This window comes from Streptomyces sp. NPDC007189, assembly GCF_040703635.1.
Taxonomy (GTDB): domain Bacteria; phylum Actinomycetota; class Actinomycetes; order Streptomycetales; family Streptomycetaceae; genus Streptomyces.
Genome location: NZ_JBEYEY010000002.1, coordinates 1 through 21361, shown reverse-complemented (window position 1 = coordinate 21361; position 21361 = coordinate 1). Strand labels below are relative to the sequence as shown.

Below are 21361 nucleotides of genomic sequence, written 5' to 3'. Positions count from 1 at the left end.
CGTACACCAGCCGTGGTACGAAGAGCCATGGAGATCCGGAAGGCCGGTACGGTCGCCGACGTCGCCGCCGCCGAGCATCTGTTCGATCATCCGGTGCGTCCCGAGTGGGCGGAGCGTTTCCTCACCACCGCCGGGCACCATCTGCTGCTGGCGTACGAGGAGGGCGCCGTGGCCGGCTTCGTCAGCGGCGTGGAGACCGTGCACCCCGACAAGGGCGCCGAGATGTTCCTCTACGAGCTGGCCGTCGGCGAGCCGTACCGGCGCCGGGGCATCGGGCGGGCGCTCGTCCTGCGACTGGCCGCGCTGGCCCGGGAGCGGGGCTGCTACGGCATGTGGGTCGGCGTCGACGCCGGAAACGACGTCGCCCTTGCCGCGTATCGCAGTGCGGGCGGCAAGGGCGACGGGACGTGCACCGTGGTGACGTGGGACTTCTGAGGCGCTAGGCCTGGGCCTGCTCGGCCTGGACGTCCTCCGGCAGGGACACCAGCCAGCGGGTCTCGCGGCGCGGGCGGAGGTAGAAGGCCCAGTAGAGGGTGGCGACGGCGGTGATGCCGCCGGTCCAGATCAGGTAGGAGACGTCCTGCTCGACCAGGACGTAGAGCAGGACGGCGATCAGCAGGACGGGCACCGCGGGCCACAGGGGCATGCGCCAGGCCGTACGGCCGCGGTGCGCGCCGCGCCGGCAGAGCAGCGAGGCGATGGCGACCAGCAGGTACAGGCCGGTGACGGCGACGCCGGTGACGCCGTAGAGGGTGTCGAGGTTGACGAAGCAGAGGAAGGCGCCGGGGACGCCGACGACGAGGGTGGCGACCCAGGGGGAGCCGAACCGGCCGAGCTTGGCGAGGGCGTCGTTGACCGGCCGCGGCCAGGCCTTGTCGCGGGCGGAGGCGAACAGGACGCGGGAGTTCTGGATGACCATGACGATGCCCGCGTTGATGATCGCCAGCGCGACGCACAGGCTGACGAAGGTGCCGACGGCCGAGTCGCTCCAGGCGATGACCATGCTGGAGATGTCGCCGCCGGTCAGGGTCTTCAGGTCGCCGGCGCCGAGGGTGATCGCCACGACCGGGACCAGGATGACGATGCTGGAGATGGCGAGCGTGGCGAGGACGGTGCGGGCGACGCTGCGGCGCGGGTTCTCCAGCTCCTCGGAGAGGTAGATGGCGGTGGAGAAGCCCTGGGTGGCGAACAGGGCGATGGCGAGCCCGGACAGGACCATCATGGCCGTCACCGGGTTGACGTGGGCGTGTTCGCCGGCCACGTGCAGCGAGCCGACGAGGCTGCCCGCGCCGCGGTGGGTGTGGGTGAAGCCGAGCAGGGCGACCACGCCGGCGGCGACGACCTCCAGGACCAGGAAGATGCCGGTGATCCAGGCGTTGGCGCGCAGGTCGAGCAGGCCGGCGAGGGTGGCCGCGATCATCACTCCGGCGCCCGTCATGGACGGGTCGAGGTGGACGATCGGGGCGAGGTAGTCGGCGGTGCCCATCGCGATGACCGGAGGGACGATCATCACCACGAGCAGCGACATCACGAAGGCCAGCCAGCCGGCGAGCCGTCCGGCGAGGGTGGAGACGATGGCGTACTCGCCGCCCGCGCTGGGGATGAGGGTGCCCAGCTCGGAGTAGCAGAAGGCCACGGGGATGCACAGGAGTGCGCCGATGGCGATGCAGAGCGCCGTCGCCGTGCCCAGGCTGGAGAACAGGTCGGGCACGATCACGAAGAGCGTGGAGGCGGGCGTGACGCAGGACAGCGTCAGCAGCGTGCCGCCGACGACACCGATGGAACGCTTCAGGCCCGGGGACGGGGCCGTCGCGGTGTCGATCACGGACTTCTGGACGGTGTCGGTCATACGGCGATTCCGATCGACTCGTGAGACTGAGGGTGGGTTCGGGAGCGCTATCGCCTCCGGCGGATCGTCGTACGTGTCTGTCGCCCGCTCCCGGCGCCCATAGGGAACCCCGACGAAAACCGCCTCGTCAATGGGGGTTTACCTACGGAATCCGCAGTTGCGGAGGGTCGTACGCCACATCACTTTCCTAGGCCGCGACACCCTATTGGCGTATCCATCAAGCCTTGAGCGAGTGTGACCTTGCTTTCGAAGGCCATCTCCGCGAAACCCCTTCGTCATCCGTTTCGTCCTGCGTGAACGGGAACCGCAGCGAAGGTTTCAAAAAAATGTCAGGCCGTCCGGAATCCGGACGGCCTGACGACGTGCTGGGACTACGGTCAGTGGTTCCGCGGGAAGCCGAGGTCCACGCCCGCCGGGGCGTCGGCCGGGTCGGGCCAGCGCGTGGTGACGACCTTGCCGCGCGTGTAGAAGTGCGTGCCGTCGTTGCCGTAGATGTGGTGGTCGCCGAAGAGCGAGTCCTTCCAGCCGCCGAAGGAGTGGTAGCCCACCGGCACCGGGATCGGGACGTTCACGCCGACCATGCCGGCCTCGATCTCCAGCTGGAAGCGGCGGGCCGCGCCGCCGTCCCGGGTGAAGATCGCGGTGCCGTTGCCGAACGGCGAGGCGTTGATGAGGGCCACACCCTCCTCGTACGTCTCCGCGCGCAGCACGCACAGCACCGGGCCGAAGATCTCGTCCTGGTAGGCCTTCGCGGAGGTGGGCACCTTGTCCAGCAGCGAGATGCCGATCCAGTGGCCGTCCTCGTGGCCCTCGACGGTGTAGCCGGTGCCGTCGAGCACCACCTCGCAGCCCTCGGCGGCGGCGCCCGCCACATAGGAGGCCACCTTGTCGCGGTGCGCCTTGGTGATCAGCGGGCCCATCTCGGACGTCGGGTCGTTGCCCGGACCGATCTTGATCTTCTCGGCGCGCTCGCGGATCTTCTCCACCAGCGTGTCGCCGATCGAGCCGACCGCGACGACGGCGGAGATGGCCATGCAGCGCTCGCCGGCCGAGCCGTAGGCGGCGCTCACGGCCGCGTCGGCCGCCGCGTCCAGGTCGGCGTCCGGCAGGACCAGCATGTGGTTCTTGGCGCCGCCCAGGGCCTGCACCCGCTTGCCGTTCGCGGCGGCGGTGGTGTGGATGTAGCGGGCGATCGGGGTCGAGCCGACGAAGGAGACCGCCTTGACGTCCGGGTGCTCCAGCAGGCGGTCGACGGCCACCTTGTCGCCGTGCACGACGTTGAAGACGCCGTCCGGCAGACCCGCCTCGGCCAGCAGCTCGGCGAGCTTGAGGGAGGCCGACGGGTCCTTCTCGCTCGGCTTCAGCACGAACGTGTTGCCGCACGCGATCGCGATCGGGAACATCCACATCGGGACCATCGCCGGGAAGTTGAACGGCGTGATGCCGGCGACGACACCGAGCGGCTGGCGGATGGAGGAGACGTCCACACGGCTCGCGACCTGCGTCGACAGCTCGCCCTTCAGCTGGACGTTGATCCCGCAGGCCAGGTCCACGATCTCCAGACCGCGCGCGACCTCACCCAGCGCGTCCGAGTGCACCTTGCCGTGCTCGGCGGTGATCAGCTCGGCGATCTCGTCGCGGTGGGCGTCGAGCAGCGCCCGGAACCGGAAGAGGATGGTGGTCCGCTGGGCCAGCGAGGACTGGCCCCAGGTCGTGAAGGCGTCCTTGGCGGCGGCGACCGCCGCGTCCACCTCCTCCACCGACGCGAACGCGACCTTCGTGGTGACCGCGCCGGTCGCCGGGTCGGTGACCGGCCCGTACGTACCCGACGCGCCGTCGACGGTCTTCCCGCCGATCCAGTGGTTGACGATCTTCGTCATGCCCCAGTACTCCTTGCTCACAGATGGCGGCGTCGGGTCGAGACGTGCCGTTCGTACAGCTCACGTGCCTTGACCGCGGACGGTCGGGTCGCGGTCTCGGCCACAGGAACATCCCACCAGGCCTGCGCCGGAGGCGCGCCCGACACAGTGTCGGACGTTTCGGTCTCCACGTAGACACATGTGGGAGTGTCGGCGGTGCGCGCCTCGGCGAGCGCCGCGCGCAGCTCCCGTACGGTCTTCGCGCGCAGCACCCGCATCCCCAGGCTGGCGGCGTTGGCGGCGAGGTCGACGGGCAGCGGGGCGCCCGTGTACGTGCCCTCGGCCGTCGGGAACCGGTAGGCGGTGCCGAACCGTTCGCCGCCCACCGACTCCGAGAGCCCGCCGATGGACGCGTACCCGTGGTTCTGCACCAGCAGGATCTTGATCGCGACGCCCTCCTGCACGGCCGTCACGATCTCCGTCGGCATCATCAGATACGTGCCGTCGCCGACCAGCGCCCACACGTTCCGCTCCGGCGCGGCGAGCTTCACGCCGAGCGCGGCCGGGATCTCGTAGCCCATGCAGGAGTAGCCGTACTCCAGGTGGTACTGGTCCACCGACCGCGCCCGCCACAGCTTGTGCAGATCGCCGGGCAGCGAGCCGGCCGCGTTGATGATGATGTCGGACTCGTCCACCAGGGCGTCCAGGGCGCCGATGACCTGCGGCTGGGTGGGCCGTACGTCCGGCTCCTCGGCCTCGAAGCAGGCGTCGACGCGCTGCTCCCAGCGCTCCTTGTCCTCGGTGTACTCGGTGACGTAGGAGTCGGCGACCCGGTGGCCGTGCATCTGCAGCCGCTCGGTCAGTTCCTCCAGGCCGCTGCGGGCGTCGGCGACCAGCGGAAGTCCGGCCAGCTTGTGGCCGTCGAAGGCCGCGATGTTGAGGTTGAGGAAGCGGACGTCCGGGTTCTCGAAGAGGGTGCCGGAGGCGGTGGTGAAGTCGGTGTACCGGGTGCCGGCGCCGATCACCAGGTCCGCGGTGCGGGCCAGCTCGTCGGCGGTCGCGGTGCCGGTGTGGCCGATGCCGCCGACGTCCTGCGGGTGGTCGTACCGCAGGGAGCCCTTGCCGGCCTGGGTGGAGGCGACCGGGATGCCGGTGGCCTCGGCGAACTCGGCGAGGGCCGTCTCGGCGCGGCTGTGGTGCACCCCGCCGCCCGCGACGATCAGGGGCCTGCGTGCGGCGCGGATCGCCCGGACCGCCTCCGCCAGCTCGGCCGGGTCCGCGCCCGGCCGCCGTACGGTCCACACCCGCTCGGCGAAGAACTCCTCCGGCCAGTCGAACGCCTCCGCCTGCACGTCCTGCGGCAGGGCGAGGGTGACCGCGCCGGTCTCCACCGGGTCGGTGAGGACCCGCATGGCCTGCAGCGCGCTCGGGATCAGGGCCTCCGGGCGGGTGATGCGGTCGAAGTACCTCGACACCGGGCGCAGGGTGTCGTTGACCGACACGTCGCCCGCGTACGGCACCTCCAGCTGCTGCAGCACCGGGTCGGCGGGGCGGGTGGCGAAGACGTCGCCGGGCAGGAGCAGCACCGGGAGGTGGTTGATGGTGGCGAGCGCGGCGCCGGTGACCAGGTTGGTGGCGCCGGGGCCGATCGACGTCGTCACCGCGTGCGTGGACAGGCGGTTGGACTGGCGGGCGTAGCCGACGGCCGCGTGCACCATGGACTGCTCGTTGCGGCCCTGGTGGTACGGCATGACGTCCGCGTACTCGACCAGCGCCTGGCCGAGCCCCGCGACATTGCCGTGGCCGAAGATGCCCCAGGTGGCGCCGATCAGCCGGCGCCGCTCGCCGTCGCGTTCGGTGTACTGGGCCGCCAGGAACCGGACCAGCGCCTGGGCGACGGTCAGCCGGGTCGTCGTCATCGGTACCCCTCCGTGTGGTCCGGGTGGAAGCAGATCCGCCACTCGCGGGTCTGGCCCGGGCCCGCCATGACGTTCAGGTAGTACATGTCGTGCCCGGGCTGGGCGATGGACGGGCCGTGCCAGCCGTCGGGGACGAGGACCGTGTCGCCGGAGCGGACCTCGGCGAGGACGTCCGCGCCGCCCGCACGGGAGGGGAAGACCCGCTGGTAGCCGAGGCCGTTGGGGCCGTCGATCTCGAAGTAGTAGATCTCCTCCAGCTCGGACTCCTCGCCCGGCCGGTGCTCGTCGTGCTTGTGCGGCGGGTACGACGACCAGTTGCCGCCCGGGGTGATCACCTCGACGGCGATCAGCCTGTCGCAGTCGAAGGAGTCCGCGGAGGCGAAGTTGCGCACCGTGCGGGCGCAGGTGCCGCTGCCGCGCTGTTCGACGGGGACCTCCGGCGCGGGGCCGTAGCGGGCGGGGAGTCGTCGCTCGCACTTCGCTCCTGCCAGGGCGAAGCGGCCTCCCGCGCCGGAGGCGATCTGGACCCGGGCGTCCCGGGGAACGTACGCGAAGTCGGAGACGTCCGCGAACACGCTGTCCCGGCCCAGGAGTTGGAACTCGTCCTGCTCCCCTGTCGCGGTCTCGATTTGTACGGTACATCCGCCTTCCAGCGGAAGCACGATCCACTCGCTGTCCCCGGTGGTGAACGTATGACTGCCGCCGGGCGCCGACTCGACCACGCGCAGGCTGCTGTAAGACCAGCCGGCCGCCTTGGGGCCGATGTCGACGGCGTACCGGGCGTTCGCGGTGGCGCCCCTGGGCAGATGCAGATCGGTGCTGGTCATGCGGCCCTCACAGCAGTCCTACGGCGGTGTCCACGGCGGCGGCCACGTCGCCGTCCGCCGGGTACAGCAGCGAGCGGCCGACCACCAGGCCGCGCACGGTGGGCAGTTGCAGCGCGCCGCGCCATTTCTCGTACGCGGCGACCTGGCTCTCGGGCGAGTCGCCGATGTCCCCGCCGAGCAGCACGGCCGGCAGCGTGGAGGTCTCCATGACCCGGGCCATGTCGTCGGGGTCGTCGGTGACCGGCACCTTCAGCCAGGTGTAGGCGGAGGAGCCGCCGAGGCCGGAGGCGATGGCGATGGAGCGGGTGACCGCCTCGGCGGACAGGTCGTTGCGCACCCTGCCCTCGGGGGTGCGGCGGCTGATGAACGGCTCGACGAACACCGGCAGCCGGCGCGCGGCCATCTCGTCGATGGCGCGGGCGGTGGACTCCAGGGTGGTCAGGGAGCCGGGGTCGTCGTAGTCGATGCGCAGCAGCAGCTTGCCCGCGTCGAAGCCGAGCCGCTGGATGTCCTCGGGGCGGTGCCCGGTGAAACGGTCGTCCAGCTCGAAGCTGGCGCCCTGCAGTCCGCCCCGGTTCATGGAGCCCATGACCACCTTGTGGTCGAGGGCGCCGAGCAGGAGCAGGTCGTCCAGGATGTCGGCGGTGGCGAGGACGCCGTCGACACCGGGCCGGGACAGCGCGAGGCAGAGGCGCCCGAGCAGGTCGGCACGGTTCGCCATGGCGAGCTTGCGGTCACCGACGCCGAGGGCTCCCCGGGCGGGGTGGTCGGCGGCGACGATCATCAGCCTGCCGTTCTCGTTCAGCAGCGGCCTGCGGGCACGACGGGCGGCGGCCTCGGCGATCGCCTCCGGGTGGCGGGTGCGGATCCGGACGAGTTCGGTGACGTCGATCTCGGCGGGCGTGGCGCGGGGGACGCCTGTGGGGGGTGCGGGCGCGGCGCCCTCGCGGGGAGCCGTCGCGGTGCCTTCGCTGGGCGCGGGGCTTTCCGGGCCGGCGCCTGCTCCGTCGCCCGTGTGGGTGCCCGTCACCCGGCCGGCCCTCACTGGACCGCTCCGGCGTCGAGCGCGGCGGCCACCTCGTCCGGGGTGGGCATCGCCGAGGAGCATTCCAGCCGGGAGGCGACGATGGCGCCGGCCGCGTTGGCGTGCCGCATGACCGTCTCCAGGTCCCAGCCTTCGAGGAGTCCGTGGCACAGGGAGCCGCCGAAGGCGTCTCCGGCGCCGAGGCCGTTCAGGACGGTGACGGGCAGCGGCGGGACCTCCGCCGAGTCGCCCGAAGCGCTGACGGCGAGAACACCCTTGGGTCCCTGCTTGACCACGGCGACCTCCGCCCCGGCGGCGAGCAGCGCGCGGGCGGCGGCATGCGGCTCGCGTTCCCCGGTCGCCACCTCGACCTCGTCCAGGTTGCCGACGGCGACCGTGGCGTGCCGCAGGGCCTCGGCGTAGAAGGGGCGCGCCGCGTCGGGGTCCCGCCAGAACATCGGGCGCCAGTCGAGGTCGAACACCGTGATGCCGGACTTGGCCCGGTGGGCCAGGGCCGCGAGGGTCGCCGTACGGCTGGGCTCCTCGCTCAGGCCGGTGCCGGTCATCCAGAAGATGCGGGCGGCGCGGACCGCGTCCAGATCCAGCTCATGGGCGTCGATCTCCAGGTCCGGCGCCTTGGGCTGCCGGTAGAAGTAGAGGGGGAAGTCGTCCGGCGGGAAGACCTCGCAGAAGGTGACCGGGGTCGGCAGCCCCGGGACGGGGGTGACCCAGCGGTCGTCGACGCCGAAGCCGCGCAGCGCCTCGTGCAGATAGGCGCCGAACGGATCGTCGCCCGTACGGGTGATCACGGCGGTGCGCCGGCCGAGTCGGGCCGCGGCGACCGCCACGTTCGTCGCCGACCCGCCGAGGAACTTGCCGAACGACGACACCTGGGCGAGCGGGACACCGGTCTGCAGCGGGTAGAGGTCCACTCCGATCCGCCCCATGGTGATCAGGTCGTAGGCCATCGGCTTCCCTTCGTCATGGCTCTCCCCGGCTTTCTAGTCCCGCACGCCGAGCCCTGTCAATGTTTTGTCCGGACATTCGGACCAGCTCTTGTCACCGCTTTCCGGCCACCGCCGCGAAAGCGCCTCCGGCGGACACGGCAACGCGCCCCGCCGATGCCCCGGCGCACGCCTTTGCGGCGGACGTGTCACAAACACCTCCTTCCTGTCACACATGTCCCGGGTACGCGGGCTCCCCGTCACACCGTGTCGACAGCCCCTGTCCACCGGCGACCGGGCGTCGTTCACCGGTCGCAGGCTCGCTGATCGCCAGCGCAGCGCCCGGCTCCCCCGACGGCCGCCCCCGGCCGCCGCCGCGGCGCACGCAGGGAGGTGCAACTCATGACCGACCAAAGGCTCTGGTCCTACAAGGAGATCGCGGCGCACATCAGGGTGCAGCCCGACACCGTACGGTCCTATCGCAAGCACGGGCTGCTGCCCCCGCCCGACCGCGTGGAGGGCGGCAAGCCGTACTGGTACGCCGAGACCGTCCACGCCTGGGTCGCCTCACGACCGGGCAACCGGGGCCGGCGCACGGACTGACCTCCCGGAGCCGGGCGGCGCGGGCCTTACGACCGCGGGGGCTCCTCCCGCGGGGCTCACGATCGCGGGCCTTACGACCGCGGGGCCTTCACCCGGCGGGCCTAGGACCGCGGGGCCTTCATCCGCGGGCCTACGACCGTCAGGCCTTCACCCCGCGGGCCTACGACGGTGAGGCCTTCGCCGCCCGGCGGGACTAGGACCGCCGGGCCTTCATCCGCGGGCCTTACGACCGCGGGGCCTTCACCCGCGGGCCTAGGACCGCGGGGCCTTCATCCGCGGGCCTACGACGGTGAGGCCTTCGCCGCCCGGCGAGCCTAGGACCGCCGGGCCTTCATCCGCGGGCCTACGACCGCGGGGCCTACGACCGTCAGGCCTTCACCCCGCGGGCCCACGACCGTGAGGCCTTCGCCGCCCGGCGGGACTAGGACCGCCGGGCCTTCATCCGCGGACCTACGACCGCGGGGCCTTCACCAGGCGGGGCCCACGACCGTGAGGCCTTCGCCGCTCGCCCGGCTGCCGGCCGGCGGAAAATCCCGTGTGCCCCACCGTCCGCGTGGGGCACAGTGCCGACCATGGACTTCTCCGTCAAACCCACGCTGACCGGCCGGAAGACCGTCCTGCGGCCCTTCACCGAGGCCGATGCCGGGGCCATGTGGGAGATCATCGCCGACCCTGAGGTCATCCGCTTCACCTTCGAGCCGTCCACCGACCTCAGCCCGGAACGGCTCCGGTCCTGGTACGGCTCCCGGTCGGCCTCGCCCGACCGGCTCGATCTGGCCGTCACGGACCCCGGGACAGGCGAGGTCCTGGGCGAGGTCGTCCTGTACGCGTACGACCCGGCCGCCCGCAGCTGCACGTTCCGCACCCTCATCGGCCCCCGGGGCCGCGGCCGGGGCGTCGGCACCGAGGCGACCCGGCTGATCGTCGGTCACGGCTTCGAGCAACTCGGCCTGCACCGGATCCAGTTGGAGGTGTACGCCGACAACGCGCGGGCCCTGCGGGTCTACGAGAAGGTCGGCTTCGTGGTCGAGGGCGTACGTCGGGAGGTGCAGCGGCGCGACGGCGCCTGGGCCGACGAGGTGATCATGTCGATCCTGGACCGGGAGTGGGCCGCGCTCAACTCCACGGCTCGATGACCGTGACCCCCGCGCCCGGTGCCGTGCCCATCGCCGCGAGGGCGGCCGGTGTCGCGTCCAGCGGGATGGTGGACGTCACCAGGAGGTCGGGGCGCAGCACACCGGAGCGGACCAGGCGGAGCATCTCGGGGTAGGCGTGGGCGGCCATGCCGTGGCTGCCGAGGAGTTCGAGTTCCAGGGCGATGGCGCGGGCCAGCGGGACGGGGGTGGTGCCGTCGGCCGAGGGCAGCAGCCCGACCTGGACGTGCCGGCCGCGCCGGCGCAGGCCGTTCACGGAGTTCGCGCAGGTGGCGGGCGAGCCGAGGGCGTCCAGGGAGAGATGGGCGCCGCCGTCGGTCAGCTCGCGGACGGCGGCGGCCGGATCGATCACCCCGGTCGCGTCCAGGCACTCGGCGGCGCCGAACTTCCGCGCCAGGGCGAGGGCCTGGGCCGACACGTCGACGGCGACCACGCGCGCACCGGCCGCCGCCGCGATCATCACCGCGGACAGCCCGACGCCGCCGCAGCCGTGCACGGCGACCCATTCCCCCGGCGCCACCCGGCCCTGCTGCACCACCGCGCGGAAGGCGGTGGCGAAGCGGCAGCCGAGAGCGGCGGCGGTGGTGTACGCCATGTCGTCCGGGATCGCGACCAGGTTGACGTCGGCGTGGTCGAGCGCGACGTACTCGGCGAAGGAGCCCCAGTGGTGGAAGCCCGGCTGGGTCTGGCGTTCGCACACCTGCTGGTCGCCGTCGGCGCAGGCCGGACAGGTGCCGCAGGCGCAGACGAACGGCACGGTGACCCGGTCGCCGGGCCGCCATCGGCTGACCCGGGGGCCCACCGCCTCGACGACACCGGCGAGTTCGTGTCCGGGTACGTGCGGCAGCGTGATGTCGGCGTCGTGGCCCATCCAGCCGTGCCAGTCGCTGCGGCAGAGCCCGGTGGCCTCCACGCGGACGACGACGCCGTGCTCCTCGGGCTCCGGGTCGGGTACGTCCCGGACCTCGGCCGGCTCGCCGTACCGCTCGAACACCACCGCGCGCATCCGCACTCCTTTCCGGAACCTCCGCGAAGAGTAGAGGGTCCGGATGGCCGAGGCGCACGGCCGGCTGCACGCCACGATCGTCGGCCGCGTCGAGGACCTGCTCGCCTCCTTCATGCCCGGCGCCTCCCCCGCCGACGTCACCCGCACGGCGCACGTCTGCCTCGCCGCCCTTGGGGGCCCGCCCCATGCCCCCACCAGGCCACCCGGACTGCGCCCCGCGGCGCGGCTGCCTAGAGTGCGGATGAACCGCTCGACATCGACTCGACTCCGCCCAGCCGTCGTCCGAGGGGACCCCCGTGAGCCACTCCCCGCCTCCCGGCGCGCCCAAGGCCCGTATCCCCGGACCCCAGCAGCCGCCACCGCCGTACCCCCGGATCGCCGCGGGCCTGTGGCGGCGGTGTCTGGGCGCAGGGCTCGCCCTGTGGGTGTCGGCCGCGTGGGTCACGTACGAGACGCGGAACAGCACCCTGCTGCCGACACTGATCCTGCTCGGCGGCTTTCTCGTGCCGGTCGTCTTCGTGCTGTGGGCGTACGAGCGGCACGTCCGCGACCTGGGCGTCAGCGCGATCCTCGGCTGTTTCCTGGCCGGCGGCACCCTCGGCGTGCTCGGCGCCTCGCCGCTGGGGTCGTATCCGCTGCACCCCTCCCTCGGCAGGTTCCTCGGCGTCGGCCTGATCGAGGAGGCGGCCAAGCTCGGGGCGCTGGTGTTCGTGCTGCGCCGGCAGCCGGGTATCCGCGGGATGCGCGCCGGACTGGTGCTCGGCGCGGCCGTCGGTTTCGGCTTCGCCGCCCCGGAGAGCGTGGGGCACGCCTTCGGTGCGGTCACCTCCACGAGCGGCGCCGGTCTGCGCGCGCTGCTTCAGACGGAGATCCCGCGCGGGCTGCTCGCGCCGTTCGGGCACGGGCTGTGGACGGCGATCGCGGGCGGCGCGCTGCTGTCCCGGCGCCGGCTGACCGGGCGTTTCCGCATCACCGCGCCGCTCGTGGGCACCTGTCTCGGCGTCTGCCTGCTGCACGCGCTGGGGGACGCCACGCGCGGCCTCGCCCTGCGGGGGGTGGCCCGGCTGACCGGCGCCGACCCGTTCGCACCGGGGTATCTCGTCCGGCCGGGCGGCGTGCGGGAGCACCTGTTCACGCTGTTCTCGGTCGGCGGGCTCGCGCTCGTCGCGCTGGCCGGGGTCGGCTGGGTGCGGTCGCTGGCGCGCCGGGACGCCTCTTGGTGAGGTACCCCCTAGGGGTATACTGTGAGAAGCGTGGGGTTCCCTCCCGGACCCCACCGGCCTCACACGCCTCGACGAGGAGCAACGACATGACCGCCCACACCGACACACCCGGCTCCGTGACCACCGTCTACAAGGTGACCGGTATGAGCTGTGGCCACTGCGAGGGTTCCGTCTCCGGTGAGATCTCCCAGATCCCCGGCGTCAGCTCGGTGAAGGCCGTCGCGTCCACCGGCGAGGTGACCGTGGTGTCCGAGGCCCCGCTCGACGACGACGCCGTGCGCGCCGCCGTCGACGAGGCCGGCTTCGAGCTGGCCGGCAAGGCCTGAACCCGGCTTTCAGGGCCGAACGCCCCACCTCTCATTCCCGACCGGGCCGTGCCGACCAGCTGATACTGGCTCCGTGCGGCCCGGTCCGATGTCTGGAGTCCGGACATGACCAGCACCATCGCCACGCCCGAGAAGAACGGCGCCGCAACGGCCGGCGCCTCCGAGGTCGAGCTGCTCATCGGCGGGATGACCTGCGCCTCCTGCGCCGCCCGCGTGGAGAAGAAGCTCAACCGGATGGACGGCGTCAGCGCCACCGTCAACTTCGCCACCGAGAAGGCGCGGATCACCTTCGGCGAGGGCGTACGGGTCGCCGATCTGATCGCCACCGTGGAGCGGACCGGCTACACCGCCGAGGAACCCGCGCCGCCCGAGCCCGAGCCCGTGACGGCGGGCCCGCAGACCCCCGAGCAGGACCCCGAACTGGGCGCCCTGCGCCACCGCCTGCTCGTCTCCGCGCTGCTCGCCGCGCCCGTGGTGCTGCTCGCGATGATCCCGGCGCTGCAGTTCGACAACTGGCAGTGGCTCTCCCTGACCCTGGCCGCGCCGGTCGTCGTCTGGGGCGGCGCGCCCTTCCACCGGGCCGCCTGGACCAATCTCCGGCACGGCGCGGCCACCATGGACACGCTGGTCTCGGTCGGCACGCTGGCCGCGTTCGGCTGGTCGCTGTGGGCGCTGTTCTTCGGCGACGCGGGCAGGCCCGGCCTGCACGACGCGTTCCGCCTCACGGTCTCGCGCATGGACGGCGCCTCCACCATCTATCTGGAGGTCGCCGCCGGAGTCGTCGCGCTGATCCTGCTCGGCCGCTATCTGGAGGCCCGCTCCAAGCGGCGCGCGGGCGCGGCCCTGAGGGCGCTGATGGAACTGGGCGCCAAGGACGTGGCCGTCCTGCGGGACGGGCGCGAGGTGCGGGTGCCGGTGGCGGAGCTGGCCGTCGCCGACCGGTTCGTCGTACGGCCGGGCGAGAAGATCGCCACCGACGGCACGGTGGTCGAGGGCGTCTCCGCGGTGGACGCGTCCATGCTGACCGGCGAGTCGGTGCCGGTGGACGTCGGACCGGGCGCGAAGGTCACCGGCGCCACCGTCAACGCGGGCGGCCGGCTGGTGGTGGAGGCCACCCGGGTCGGCGCCGACACCCAGCTCGCCCGGATGGCGAAGCTGGTGGAGGACGCGCAGAACGGCAAGGCCGAGGTGCAGCGGCTCGCCGACCGGATCTCCGCCGTCTTCGTCCCGGTCGTCATCCTGATCGCGCTCGGCACCTTCGGTGTGTGGCTGGGGGTCACCGGGGACACGGTCGCCGCGTTCACCGCCGCCGTCGCCGTCCTGATCATCGCCTGCCCCTGCGCGCTGGGCCTCGCCACGCCGACCGCGCTGATGGTCGGCACCGGGCGCGGCGCCCAGCTCGGCATCCTGATCAAGGGCCCCGAGGTGCTGGAGTCCACGCGCCGCGTGGACACCGTCGTCCTCGACAAGACGGGCACCGTCACCACCGGCCGGATGACCCTGCAGGCGGTGTACGCCGCCGACGGCGAGGACGAGAAGGAGCTGTTGCGGCTCGCCGGCGCCCTGGAGCACGCCTCCGAGCACCCCGTCGCCCGCGCGATCGCCGCCGGCGCCGGAGAACGCGTCGGCGCGCTCCCCGCGGTCGAGCACTTCGAGAACGTCCCCGGGCGGGGCGCGCGCGGGCGCGTGGACGGGCATGAGGTGGCCGTGGGGCGCCTGTACGACGACCTGCCGCCGGACGTCGCCCGCGCGGCGCGCGAGGCCGAGCGGGAGGGCCGTACGGCCGTGGTGGCCGGCTGGGACGGCCGGGCCCGCGGCGTGCTCGCCGTCGCCGACGCGATCAAGGACGGCAGCGCCGAGGCGGTGCGCGACCTGCGTGCCCTGGGGCTGCGGCCGGTGCTGCTCACCGGGGACAACCGCACGGTCGCCGAGGCGGTCGCACAGGCCGTCGGCATCGACTCCGCCGACGTGTTCGCCGAGGTGCTCCCCGAGGACAAGGTGGAGGTCGTACGGCGGCTGCGGCGCGAGGGGCGGGCCGTGGCGATGGTCGGCGACGGGGTGAACGACGCGGCCGCGCTCGCCACCGCCGACCTGGGCCTGGCGATGGGCACCGGGACGGACGCGGCGATCGAGGCCGGCGATCTGACCCTGGTGCGCGGTGACCTGCGGGTCGCGGCCGACGCGATCCGGCTGTCCCGGCGGACGCTGGCCACCATCAAGGGGAACCTGGTCTGGGCGTTCGGCTACAACGTGGCCGCGCTGCCGCTGGCCGCCGCCGGGCTGCTCAACCCGATGATCGCCGGGGCGGCGATGGCCTTCTCCTCGGTGTTCGTGGTGACCAACAGCCTGCGGCTGCGCCGCTTCCGCTGAAGTGCCTCGAAGTTACCGGCGGTTAGGGATGGCCGAAGTAAGAGACCCTCTAGAGTCCGGGGCGAGCCTCACATAAGCTCTTCACAAGGCTCGCGCATCATCCTTACGCTTGGGCTCCGATCCGCGTATCGGGGCTCTTGCGCACCTAAGGGACATATGCAAGAGACGCAGATCACAGTGATGCGAACGTAACCATCGAAGGGGTTCGAAGGTCTAAGTTGGCGATGTCGGTTCGGCGTCTTGGGGGGCGTCAGCCGGCATCTGGGGATGTCTTGGGGGACTTCCTCAGAGATGCGTTGCCGGGGCACGTGCGCCGGGAAGCTTTGAGCGGCCCTCCCTGCGTGCGCTGTCCCGGCAGATCGCACCGCATCACTGGAGCAGGACGAGTTTTGCTCATTCTGCTCACGACAGCGATTCAGGCGCTGTCCTCTCCGAGCGCCCGGCCGGATCCCGTGGGGGGAATCCGCACCGGGACATGGGAAGGCGCCCTGGTCGTCGGCCCGTGGGGGGACCGGCGTCTCAGGGCGCCTTCCGCTTTTTGACTGTGCTGCCGACGCTCACACCATGCGGCGAGTGAGCCTCCGGAGTGCTGCCGACACCGGCACCAAGCGCCCCGGAGGCGAACCGAGCCCTGAAAAAAGGGGGTGTCAGCGCTCCTCGACCGGCACGAAGTCGCGCTCGACGACGCCCGTGTAGATCTGGCGGGGGCGGCCGATGCGGGAGCCCGGCTCCTTGATCATCTCGGTCCACTGGGCGATCCAGCCCGGCAGGCGGCCCAGGGCGAACAGGACCGTGAACATCTCGGTCGGGAAGCCCATCGCGCGGTAGATCAGGCCCGTGTAGAAGTCCACGTTCGGGTAGAGCTTGCGCTCGGTGAAGTAGTCGTCGGAGAGCGCGTGCTCCTCCAGCTTCAGCGCGATGTCCAGCAGCTCATCCGACTTGCCGAGAGCGGAGAGCACGTCGTGCGCCGCGGCCTTGATGATCTTCGCGCGCGGGTCGAAGTTCTTGTAGACCCGGTGGCCGAAGCCCATCAGGCGGACGCCGTCCTCCTTGTTCTTCACCTTGCGGATGAAGGAGTCGACGTCGCCGCCGGTCGCCTGGATGCCCTCCAGCATCTCCAGGACGGACTGGTTGGCGCCGCCGTGCAGCGGGCCCCACAGGGCGGAGATGCCGGCCGAGATCGACGCGAACATGTTCGCCTGCGAGGAGCCGACCAGGCGGACCGTCGAGGTCGAACAGTTCTGCTCGTGGTCCGCGTGCAGGATCAGCAGCTTGTCGAGGGCGGAGACGACGACCGGGTCGAGGTCGTACTCCTGCGCGGGGACCGAGAAGGTCATGCGCAGGAAGTTCTCGACGTAGCCGAGGTCGTTGCGCGGGTAGACGAAGGGGTGGCCGATCGACTTCTTGTACGCGTAGGCCGCGATCGTCGGCAGCTTGGCGAGCAGCCGGATCGTGGAGAGGTTGCGCTGCGTCTCGTCGAACGGGTTGTGGCTGTCCTGGTAGAAGGTGGACAGCGCCGAGACGACCGAGGACAGCATGGCCATCGGGTGGGCGTCGCGCGGGAAGCCCTTGTAGAAGTTCTTGACGTCCTCGTGCAGCAGCGTGTGCCGCGTGATGTCGTTCTTGAACGTCGTCAGCTCGTCGACGGTGGGCAGCTCGCCGTTGATCAGCAGGTACGCCACCTCCAGGAAGGTGGAGCGCTCGGCCAGCTGCTCGATGGGGTAGCCGCGGTAGCGGAGGATGCCCGCCTCACCGTCGAGGTAGGTGATCGCGGATTTATAGGCGGCCGTGTTGCCGTACCCGCTGTCCAGAGTCACCAGACCGGTCTGGGCGCGGAGCTTCCCGATGTCGAAGCCCTTGTCGCCGACGGTGCTGTCGATCACCGGGTAGGTGTACTCGCCGTCGCCGTACCGCAGTACTACAGAGTTGTCGCTCACGTCTTCCCTCACCGACGTAGTGCCTCATCTTCGAGGTGCCCTGACTGTCTCTACCATCCCCCATTTGGCTCAGGAGAGTGCACTCGGGGTCGACCATTGGGCCCATTGGCGGCACTCAGTGCCGCCAACTTGCACATCCTGCCCCCTGGGAAGGGCATCTGGAAGTGCTCTGTGACCTTCACGACTCGTTTGATCGATCATTTTTTGTGATGCGGGCGGACACCCCTGGTCAGGGGCGGTCAGCCGCCGCGCAGCCTGAAGTCCAGTGCCGTGCAGCGCCGCCCCGCGGACACCGTGCGCACCGCCTGTCCGATCGCCTTGCGTGAACCGACGAGGACGACCAGCTTCTTCGCCCGTGTCACCGCCGTGTACAGCAGGTTCCGCTGCAGCATCATCCATGCCCCGGTGGTGACGGGGATCACCACGGCAGGATATTCACTTCCCTGCGAACGGTGGATGGTCACCGCGTACGCATGGGCCAGTTCGTCCAGTTCGTCGAATTCGTACGGCACCTCCTCGTCCTCGTCCGTCAGCACCGTGAGCCGCTGGTCGACCGGATCGAGCGAGGTCACGACGCCCACGGTGCCGTTGAAGACACCGTTCTTCCCTTTCTCGTAATTGTTGCGAACCTGGGTGACCTTGTCGCCGACGCGGAAGACCCGGCCGCCGAACCGCTTCTCGGGCTGATCGGGCCGGCCGGGCGTGATGGCCTGCTGGAGCAGGCCGTTGAGCGCCCCGGCGCCGGCCGGTCCCCGGTGCATGGGGGCGAGGACCTGGACGTCCCTCCTCGGGTCGAGCCCGAACTTGGCCGGAATCCGCCGCGCGGCCACGTCCACGGTGAGCCGGCCGGCGGCCTCGGTGTCGTCCTCCACGAAGAGGAAGAAGTCCTTCAGGCCGTCGGTGAGCGGATGCTGCCCGGCGTTGATCCGGTGCGCGTTGGTGACGACGCCGGACTGCTGGGCCTGCCGGAAGACCCGGGTGAGCCGGACGGCGGGCACGGGGCTGCCCTCGGCGAGCAGATCCCGCAGCACCTCCCCCGCGCCGACGCTGGGCAGCTGGTCGACGTCCCCGACGAACAGCAGATGGGCGCCGGGCGGCACGGCCTTCACCAGCTTGTTCGCCAGCAGCAGGTCCAGCATGGAGGCCTCGTCCACCACGACCAGGTCGGCGTCGAGCGGCCGGTCCCGGTCGTACGCCGCGTCCCCGCCGGGCTTGAGCTCCAGCAGCCGGTGGACGGTGGAGGCCTCGGCGCCGGTCAGCTCGGCCAGCCGTTTCGCGGCCCGCCCGGTGGGGGCGGCGAGCAGCACCTTGGCGCGCTTGGCGCGGGCCAGCTCGACGATCGAGCGCACGGTGAAGGACTTGCCGCAGCCGGGCCCGCCGGTGAGGACGGCGACCTTCTCGGTGAGCGCGAGCCTGACGGCCGCCTCCTGCTCCGGGGCGAGATCGGCGCCGGTACGGCCCTTCAGCCAGCCGAGGGCCTTGCCCCAGTCCACGTCCCGGAAGGCCGGCATCCGGTCCTCGTCCGTCCGCAGAAGGCGCCGCAGCTGGGCGGAGAGGGACTGCTCGGCGCGGTGGAACGGAACGAGGTAGACGGCGGTGACGGGTTCGGCGCCGTCGCCGTCCGGTCCGGGCACCTTCTCCCGTACGACACCCGGGTCGCCGCCGTCGTCCGGGACCGCGGCCAGCTCGGCGAGGCACTCGATGACCAGGCCGGTGTCCACGGCGAGCAGCTTCACCGCGTCCGAGATCAGCCGCTCCTCGGGCAGGAAGCAGTGCCCCTGGTCGGCCGACTGGGACAGGGCGTACTGCAGCCCCGCCTTGACCCTTTCGGGGCTGTCGTGCGGGATGCCGACGGACTGGGCGATCTTGTCGGCGGTGAGGAAGCCGATGCCCCAGACGTCGGCGGCGAGGCGGTACGGCTGCTCCTTGACGATGCCGATGGACGCGTCGCCGTACTTCTTGTAGATCCGCACGGCGATGGACGTGGACACCTCGACGGTCTGCAGGAAGAGCATGACCTCCTTGATCGCCTTCTGCTCCTCCCAGGCGTCGGCGATCTTCCTGGTCCGCTTGGGCCCGAGGCCGGGGACCTCGATGAGCCGCTTCGGCTCCTCCTCGATGACCCGGAGCGTGTCGAGCCCGAAGTGCTGGGTGATCCGGTCGGCGAAGACCGGCCCGATCCCCTTCACCAGACCCGAGCCGAGGTAACGCCGGATGCCCTGGACCGTGGCGGGCAGCACCGTCGTGTAGTTCTCGACGTGGAACTGCTTGCCGTACTGGGGGTGGGAGCCCCAGCGCCCCTCCATGCGCAGCGACTCCCCGACCTGGGCGCCGAGCAGCGCGCCGACGACGGTGAGCAGGTCCCCGCCGCCTCTGCCGGTGTCGACCCGGGCGACGGTGTAGCCGTTCTCCTCGTTGGCGTACGTGATCCGTTCCAGCACACCCTCGAGCACGGCGAGCCGCCGCTCACCGCTCTGGGTCCCCGCCTCTCGAGCCATGATCCGACGGTACCGGTGGGGTCTGACAGGCGGTGCCGGTCAAGTCACGTGGTGAGCAGTTCCGTTTCGGGGCCGGGGCAGGTCGACTCCCCCGGTCCGCCCGGTAGTCTCGGGCGGGTGAGCGATCCCGCACCCCTTGAGCCGCCGGACGTGCTCACCGGGCTCGGCACGGCCTTCCGGCTGTACGAGCATCCCGGTGTCGTCGATCCCGTTCAGGTGTGCGCCGCGCTGGGCGTTCCGCTGGAGCGGACCGTGAAGACGCTGGCCTTCGTCACCGCGGAGGACCGGCTGGTGCTGGCCGCGCTGCCCGGTCACGCGCGGCTGCGGTACGGGCCGCTGGCCCGGGCCGCCGGGCTGCGGCGCGGCGAGTTGTCCCCCGCGGGCGCCGAGCGGCTGGCGCGGGCCGGGATGCGGCCCGGCGGGGTGTGCCCGGTCTCCGTGGATCCGGACACCATGGTGGTGTTCGACGACACCGTCAGCGGTCTCGGGCGCGTGCACTGCGGCAGCGGACGGCCCGAGCGCAGCATCGAGATCGAGGCGGGCGCGCTCGTCGCGGCCGTACCGGCGGCCGTCACGGCGGCCATCGGGGCACTGCCCGCCGGCGAGCCCGCGTGACCGTGCGCACCGTCCGTGAGGAGGGGCGCCACCGGGGCTGACGGCGGGCCACGCGCGTGGGGGTCGCCCAGCGCGCCTCACCCGGTATCGGGCACCATGGGGGGCGGCCGCCCGGCCGGGGTCAGCTCTCAGGGGGAGTCAGGAGAGTCAACTGATGTTCGACTACGACCTGTTGGTCGTGGGTTCGGCCAACGCCGACCTGGTGATCGACGTCGAGCGGCGGCCCGCCGCCGGTGAGACGGTGCTCGGCGGCGACCTGGCCGTCCACCCGGGTGGCAAGGGCGCGAACCAGGCGGTCGCCGCGGCCCGGTTCGGCGCGGACACGGCCCTGCTGGCCCGGGTCGGCGACGACGCGCACGGCCGGCTGCTCCTGGACTCGCTGCGCGCGGCCGGCGTCGACACGGTGGGCGTGCTGGTGGGCGAGGCGCCGACGGGCGTCGCGCTGATCACCGTGGACCCCTCCGGGGACAACAGCATCGTGGTGTCGCCCGGTGCCAACGCCAAGCTCGCCCCGGCGGACGTGCGGACGGCCGTGAGCCTGTTCCTCGCCTCCCGCGTGGTGTCGACGCAGCTGGAGATCCCGCTGGAGACGGTCGTGGAGGTCGTGCGGAACCTGGCCCCCGGCAGCCGTCTCGTGCTGAACCCGTCCCCGCCGCGCCCCCTGCCGACCGAGGTGCTCGCGGCCTGCGACCCGCTGATCGTCAACGAGCACGAGGCCCGGGTGATCCTCGGCGACGCGTGCGTCAGCGAGGACCCCGAGGACTGGGCCCGGCTGCTGCTGGCCAAGGGGCCGCGCTCGGTGGTGGTGACGCTGGGCGCGCAGGGGGCGCTGGTGTGCGACTCCTCAGGGGTGGCGCGGGTGGCGTCGGTGAAGGCAGACGCGGTGGACACCACGGGCGCCGGCGACGCGTTCACGGCCGCGCTCGCCTGGCGGCTGGCGACGGGCGCGGACCTGGCTGACGCGGCGGCGTACGCGGCCCGGGTGGGCGCGGCGGCCGTGACCAGGCGGGGCGCGCAGGAGTCGTATCCGACGCCGGAGGACGTCGAGGCACTGTGACGGCGCGGGCTCGGCGTGCGGCGCCGGTGGGCGTCCGTACGACTTCGAGGGGGCGGCTGCTGGAAGCCCTCGCCTCCGACGAGGCGCAGCGCGCAGGAGGCCTCGGCGTGGTCCGTCTGGCCCAGCTCGTCGGCCGCGAGAAGACGCAGA

At 71.9% G+C, this 21361-nt stretch carries 17 protein-coding genes; 8 read left to right on the top strand and 9 right to left on the bottom strand.

Annotated elements, in window-relative coordinates:
• Positions 1 to 27 precede the first annotated feature (27 nt).
• Positions 28 to 435, top strand: coding sequence for a GNAT family N-acetyltransferase (locus tag AB0950_RS03275; protein WP_366777679.1), 408 nt, complete (start codon positions 28 to 30; stop codon positions 433 to 435).
• 4 nt (positions 436 to 439) lie between these two features.
• Here the strand turns inward: AB0950_RS03275 and AB0950_RS03270 are convergent, their stop codons facing one another.
• The 6 genes from AB0950_RS03270 to iolC form a co-directional block, all read right to left on the bottom strand.
• On the bottom strand, positions 440 to 1849 hold the full coding sequence (locus tag AB0950_RS03270; protein WP_366777678.1) for an APC family permease: 1410 nt from the start codon (positions 1847 to 1849) through the stop codon (positions 440 to 442).
• Positions 1850 to 2226: 377 nt separating this feature from the next.
• Entirely contained in the window at positions 2227 to 3729 is a 1503-nt protein-coding gene (mmsA, locus tag AB0950_RS03265; RefSeq protein ID WP_360144944.1) for a CoA-acylating methylmalonate-semialdehyde dehydrogenase, read from the bottom strand.
• 17 nt (positions 3730 to 3746) lie between these two features.
• Entirely contained in the window at positions 3747 to 5627 is a 1881-nt protein-coding gene (iolD, locus tag AB0950_RS03260) for a 3D-(3,5/4)-trihydroxycyclohexane-1,2-dione acylhydrolase (decyclizing) (protein ID WP_366777677.1), read from the bottom strand.
• Positions 5624 to 6454, bottom strand: a complete 831-nt coding sequence (gene iolB / locus AB0950_RS03255; protein ID WP_366777676.1) for a 5-deoxy-glucuronate isomerase — start codon at positions 6452 to 6454, stop codon at positions 5624 to 5626. The genes iolD and iolB overlap by 4 nt, the downstream gene beginning before the upstream one ends.
• A gap of 7 nt (positions 6455 to 6461) precedes the next feature.
• Positions 6462 to 7346 (bottom strand): deoxyribose-phosphate aldolase, encoded by an 885-nt coding sequence (locus AB0950_RS03250; protein WP_360145504.1) that lies wholly within the window; start codon positions 7344 to 7346, stop codon positions 6462 to 6464.
• A gap of 149 nt (positions 7347 to 7495) precedes the next feature.
• Positions 7496 to 8446 carry a 5-dehydro-2-deoxygluconokinase gene (gene iolC, locus AB0950_RS03245; protein ID WP_360572301.1) on the bottom strand — a complete coding sequence of 317 codons (951 nt, stop codon included), beginning with the start codon at positions 8444 to 8446 and terminating at the stop codon, positions 7496 to 7498.
• 378 nt (positions 8447 to 8824) lie between these two features.
• On the opposite strand from iolC, the gene AB0950_RS03240 reads away from it, so the two are divergent.
• Together AB0950_RS03240 and AB0950_RS03235 are read left to right on the top strand one after the other, a co-directional pair.
• Positions 8825 to 9025, top strand: a complete 201-nt coding sequence (locus AB0950_RS03240) for a MerR family DNA-binding transcriptional regulator (RefSeq protein WP_360144956.1) — start codon at positions 8825 to 8827, stop codon at positions 9023 to 9025.
• Positions 9026 to 9597: 572 nt separating this feature from the next.
• Positions 9598 to 10161 (top strand): GNAT family protein, encoded by a 564-nt coding sequence (locus AB0950_RS03235; protein ID WP_360144959.1) that lies wholly within the window; start codon positions 9598 to 9600, stop codon positions 10159 to 10161.
• On the opposite strand, the gene AB0950_RS03230 is transcribed toward AB0950_RS03235, so the two are convergent.
• The gene (locus tag AB0950_RS03230) at positions 10142 to 11185 is read right to left on the bottom strand and encodes a zinc-dependent alcohol dehydrogenase family protein (RefSeq protein WP_366777675.1); all 1044 of its coding nucleotides are present in this window, start codon (positions 11183 to 11185) and stop codon (positions 10142 to 10144) included. The two genes, AB0950_RS03235 and AB0950_RS03230, sit on opposite strands and share 20 nt — an antisense overlap.
• A gap of 296 nt (positions 11186 to 11481) precedes the next feature.
• Here AB0950_RS03230 and AB0950_RS03225 point away from each other — a divergent pair, with 296 nt between their 5' ends.
• The 3 genes from AB0950_RS03225 to AB0950_RS03215 all read left to right on the top strand — a co-directional run bounded on the left by AB0950_RS03225 (position 11482) and on the right by AB0950_RS03215 (position 15104).
• A complete protein-coding gene (locus tag AB0950_RS03225; protein ID WP_360572305.1) occupies positions 11482 to 12408 on the top strand; it encodes a PrsW family glutamic-type intramembrane protease in 927 nt (308 codons plus the stop codon).
• A gap of 86 nt (positions 12409 to 12494) precedes the next feature.
• Positions 12495 to 12734 (top strand): heavy-metal-associated domain-containing protein, encoded by a 240-nt coding sequence (locus tag AB0950_RS03220; protein ID WP_360144968.1) that lies wholly within the window; start codon positions 12495 to 12497, stop codon positions 12732 to 12734.
• A gap of 105 nt (positions 12735 to 12839) precedes the next feature.
• Entirely contained in the window at positions 12840 to 15104 is a 2265-nt protein-coding gene (locus AB0950_RS03215) for a heavy metal translocating P-type ATPase (protein WP_366777674.1), read from the top strand.
• Positions 15105 to 15751: 647 nt separating this feature from the next.
• On the opposite strand, the gene AB0950_RS03210 is transcribed toward AB0950_RS03215, so the two are convergent.
• Positions 15752 to 17041, bottom strand: a complete 1290-nt coding sequence (locus AB0950_RS03210) for a citrate synthase (RefSeq protein WP_360144974.1) — start codon at positions 17039 to 17041, stop codon at positions 15752 to 15754.
• 239 nt (positions 17042 to 17280) lie between these two features.
• Complete coding sequence (locus AB0950_RS03205) at positions 17281 to 19539, bottom strand: ATP-dependent RecD-like DNA helicase (RefSeq protein WP_360572309.1); 2259 nt, start codon at positions 19537 to 19539, stop codon at positions 17281 to 17283.
• 117 nt (positions 19540 to 19656) lie between these two features.
• Between AB0950_RS03205 and AB0950_RS03200 the strand changes: the two genes are divergently transcribed.
• Both AB0950_RS03200 and AB0950_RS03195 read left to right on the top strand, forming a co-directional pair.
• Positions 19657 to 20154: a YbaK/EbsC family protein gene (locus AB0950_RS03200; protein WP_360144980.1), complete on the top strand. Its 498-nt coding sequence runs from the start codon at positions 19657 to 19659 to the stop codon at positions 20152 to 20154.
• A 154-nt stretch (positions 20155 to 20308) separates the two neighbouring features.
• The gene (locus tag AB0950_RS03195) at positions 20309 to 21211 is read left to right on the top strand and encodes a ribokinase (RefSeq protein ID WP_366777673.1); all 903 of its coding nucleotides are present in this window, start codon (positions 20309 to 20311) and stop codon (positions 21209 to 21211) included.
• Positions 21212 to 21361 lie beyond the last annotated feature (150 nt).

Excerpts from the sequence above, each read along its gene's own strand:
- AB0950_RS03215 (WP_366777674.1), top strand. The coding sequence starts at position 12,840 with ATGACCAGCACCATCGCCACGCCCGAGAAGAACGGCGCCGCAACGGCC.
- AB0950_RS03275 (WP_366777679.1), top strand. The coding sequence starts at position 28 with ATGGAGATCCGGAAGGCCGGTACGGTCGCCGACGTCGCCGCCGCCGAG.
- iolC (WP_360572301.1), bottom strand. The coding sequence starts at position 8,446 with ATGGCCTACGACCTGATCACCATGGGGCGGATCGGAGTGGACCTCTAC.
- AB0950_RS03230 (WP_366777675.1), bottom strand. The coding sequence starts at position 11,185 with ATGCGCGCGGTGGTGTTCGAGCGGTACGGCGAGCCGGCCGAGGTCCGG.
- AB0950_RS03235 (WP_360144959.1), top strand. The coding sequence starts at position 9,598 with ATGGACTTCTCCGTCAAACCCACGCTGACCGGCCGGAAGACCGTCCTG.
- AB0950_RS03220 (WP_360144968.1), top strand. The coding sequence starts at position 12,495 with ATGACCGCCCACACCGACACACCCGGCTCCGTGACCACCGTCTACAAG.
- AB0950_RS03270 (WP_366777678.1), bottom strand. The coding sequence starts at position 1,849 with ATGACCGACACCGTCCAGAAGTCCGTGATCGACACCGCGACGGCCCCG.
- AB0950_RS03195 (WP_366777673.1), top strand. The coding sequence starts at position 20,309 with ATGTTCGACTACGACCTGTTGGTCGTGGGTTCGGCCAACGCCGACCTG.
- mmsA (WP_360144944.1), bottom strand. The coding sequence starts at position 3,729 with ATGACGAAGATCGTCAACCACTGGATCGGCGGGAAGACCGTCGACGGC.
- iolB (WP_366777676.1), bottom strand. The coding sequence starts at position 6,454 with ATGACCAGCACCGATCTGCATCTGCCCAGGGGCGCCACCGCGAACGCC.
- AB0950_RS03240 (WP_360144956.1), top strand. The coding sequence starts at position 8,825 with ATGACCGACCAAAGGCTCTGGTCCTACAAGGAGATCGCGGCGCACATC.
- AB0950_RS03205 (WP_360572309.1), bottom strand. The coding sequence starts at position 19,539 with ATGGCTCGAGAGGCGGGGACCCAGAGCGGTGAGCGGCGGCTCGCCGTG.
- iolD (WP_366777677.1), bottom strand. The coding sequence starts at position 5,627 with ATGACGACGACCCGGCTGACCGTCGCCCAGGCGCTGGTCCGGTTCCTG.